This is a genomic window from Vibrio sp. M260118 (genome assembly GCF_036533755.1).
GTDB lineage: Bacteria > Pseudomonadota > Gammaproteobacteria > Enterobacterales > Vibrionaceae > Vibrio.
On record NZ_JATABG010000424.1, the window covers coordinates 1 to 2726 of the forward strand.

General features: G+C 46.9%; 3 protein-coding genes. 1 reads left to right on the forward strand and 2 read right to left on the reverse strand.

Going from position 1 to position 2726, the window contains the following annotated elements:
* Positions 1-763, forward strand: a 763-nt coding sequence (locus tag QTO00_RS17810; protein WP_331425970.1) for a pyruvate, water dikinase regulatory protein, incomplete at its 5' end; no start/stop codon positions are given.
* A gap of 62 nt (positions 764-825) precedes the next feature.
* Here the strand turns inward: QTO00_RS17810 and QTO00_RS17815 are convergent.
* Both QTO00_RS17815 and QTO00_RS17820 read right to left on the reverse strand, forming a co-directional pair.
* Positions 826-1608, reverse strand: coding sequence for a heme ABC transporter ATP-binding protein (locus QTO00_RS17815; RefSeq protein ID WP_331425971.1), 783 nt, complete (start codon positions 1606-1608; stop codon positions 826-828).
* Positions 1608-2645, reverse strand: coding sequence for a FecCD family ABC transporter permease (locus QTO00_RS17820; protein ID WP_331425972.1), 1038 nt, complete (start codon positions 2643-2645; stop codon positions 1608-1610). Before QTO00_RS17820 ends, QTO00_RS17815 begins: the two co-directional genes overlap by 1 nt.
* Positions 2646-2726: the final 81 nt, after the last annotated feature.

Sequence of the window (2726 nt, forward strand, 5' to 3'; positions counted from 1 at the left end):
AGGTCATGTTGTTTTAGGTCAATTTCCCTTCAGCGCCAATGAAATAACCTTTCCTTTCGTGGAGAGTGAAGACAAATTAACTGATCTGCTCAAGGAAATTGAAACTTCATACCAGACCAACAGCATAAAACCCTTAGTGTTTTTCTCGATGGTGATACCTGAACTGCGTCAAAAGCTAGTTGAATCAAATGCTTATTGTTATGACGTGCTAGAAAGTATGGTGCAAAAAGTTCAAGATGATATCCAGATGCAACCTAAGCCAAAATTGCAGCGTTCACGTAGTGTTGGTAAAGATTCTGATACGTATTTTGATCGTATCGCCGCGATTGAGTACACCTTAGCGCATGATGATGGTATTACGTTGAAAGGCCTTGATGATGCGGACATTATTTTGCTCGGTGTGTCTCGAAGTGGTAAAACGCCAACCAGTTTATATATGGCGATGCAATTTGGCTTACGAGTGGTGAACTACCCATTTATCGACGACGATTTGGCTCGTATGAGGTTACTGCCAGAGTTTGAAGTTCATCGGCATAAGCTGTTTGGCTTAACTATCGACCCTGAACGTCTAAAAGAAATTAGAGAAAATCGATTGGCAGGTAGTGATTACGCCAGCGATGAGCAGTGTTTGCATGAGTTGAGAACGGTAGAGTCCTTATTCCGCCGTGAAGCCATTCCCTACATTAATACTTCTTCACTGTCGGTAGAAGAGATATCAACAAGAGTTTTAGAGCGCAGCGGATTGAGAAGACGATTACTTTAGCGAGTGTTTCGCCTCTTCTTGCTCAGAAAGTGTAGTGGCGAATCAGAAACTATGGTCGAGGACTATGCCGCAGGATGAATGAGTGGAAAATCGAGGGTAGGGTGGGGTGCGACGATGGAGTCGTACCCGTAAACCCGTTTAATCATGTCGGGCTTCAGTGCTTTCCATGGTGACTCATCACAAACCAACTTGCCATCATGAAGAACAATTAAACGATCTGAGTATTGCGCAGCCAAGTTTAAATCATGTAGAACGACCACTACGGCGGTATTGTGTTCGTCAGCCAGTTTGCGTGCAATTTTCAATGTATTGTGCTGGTGGGCAAGATCAAGAGCTGATGTCGGTTCATCGAGCATCAAGATCCTGCTCTCGCCCGACTGATCCAGTTGGACTAAAACCCGCGCTAAATGGAGGCGCTGTTTTTCCCCGCCGGATAATGATGGGTATAGGCGTTGACTTAAATGCGTGACATCCGTCATTTGCATATATTTCTTTGCTACTCTTTTTGCCGCATTATTAGGAAGGTTTAATGGAATAGCGCCCAGTTCTACCACCTCTTGGGCAAGAAACGGAAAACTCAATGTACTGTGTTGTGGCAGCATTGCTAGATGCTTGGCTAAGTTAGCAGGGTGCCACTGGCAGCGCGGCTCTCCAAAGTAACTGATATCATTATGTGAAGGTATCTCACCGCACAGCAGTTTGAGTAGTGTACTTTTACCTGCACCATTAGGACCCAACAATGTGGTTACTTCGCCGGATCGAATATCGATACTGATATCATCCAGAACCTTGCGTGAACCGAACGACATGGAAATATGCTTACCTGATAATACAACCTGACTCATCAGAGAATTTTTCCTTTTTGTTTGAACAGTAGGTAGATGAAAAACGGTGCGCCAATCAGGGCGGTGACAATACCCACTGGCAGTTCAGCAGGTGCAACAGCAACGCGAGAGAACATGTCAGCGAACGTGAGAAGCAGGGCGCCCATCAGCGCGGATATTGGCAGTAAGGTGCGGTGATCCGGGCCAGACAACATTCTCCCTAGATGTGGGATTACCAAACCAATAAAGCCAATCATGCCTGAAACACTCACTGTGATGCCGACGCCAACAGCAGTAAGTAAGATCAACTGACGCTTTAAACGTTGAACGGGAATGCCTAGGTGGTTTGCTTCCGCTTCGCCAAGCAGCAGAGCGTTAAGAGACATGGCCTTGCGCACGAATATGACCATCAATATTGCTAGTGTAACAGCGCATAGCGTAATGCTCGTCCAGTTTGCTCCTGCCAATGAGCCCATAGACCAGAGCGATAGATCACGCAGCATTTGGTCATCAGCTTTAAAATTCATGTAGCCGATCCCTGCCCCTGATAATGCGCTAATCGCCACGCCGGCAAGAAGCATAATGGTGACGGAAGTGCCCATTTTGCTGGTACCAAGTTTGTAGACCAGAACGGTAGTTAGCGCGCCACCAAGAAAGGCAAACGCCGGAACGGCAGCTAAGTTCATAAACTGAGGGTATTGCTCACTGAGGTCGGCAAACAGCACGATGGCTGATGCAGCGCCAAGCGAAGCACCAGCTGAGACACCAATAATACCGGGTTCAGCAAGGGGGTTGCGAAACAAACCTTGCATTACCGTGCCACAGATTGCCAGTATTGCGCCTACCAGCATACACAAGATGGTGCGTGGGAAACGTATTTCGTGAATGACCAAATTGATATGTGGCGCAAGTTGCTCCGAGCGGAACATCAAGCTTTGGACACTGTCCAAGAAACCAATATTCATTGGGCCTACGGTGACAGAACTGATCGCAGTAACAACCAAGGCAACACCAAATACAGCAACAGCAGCGCTAAGAGGCAGGCGGCGTAAAAACATAGTGGTTACTCGTTACTTTAGTAGATGGCTTAAGCGTTCGGCTTCAGACAGGCTTTTTAGCCCAAGTCCGCCAACTAGGGC

Bases quoted from the DNA above. Each gene is read 5' to 3' on its own strand.
- QTO00_RS17815 (WP_331425971.1), bottom strand. From the start codon at position 1,608: ATGAGTCAGGTTGTATTATCAGGTAAGCATATTTCCATGTCGTTCGGT.
- QTO00_RS17820 (WP_331425972.1), bottom strand. From the start codon at position 2,645: ATGTTTTTACGCCGCCTGCCTCTTAGCGCTGCTGTTGCTGTATTTGGT.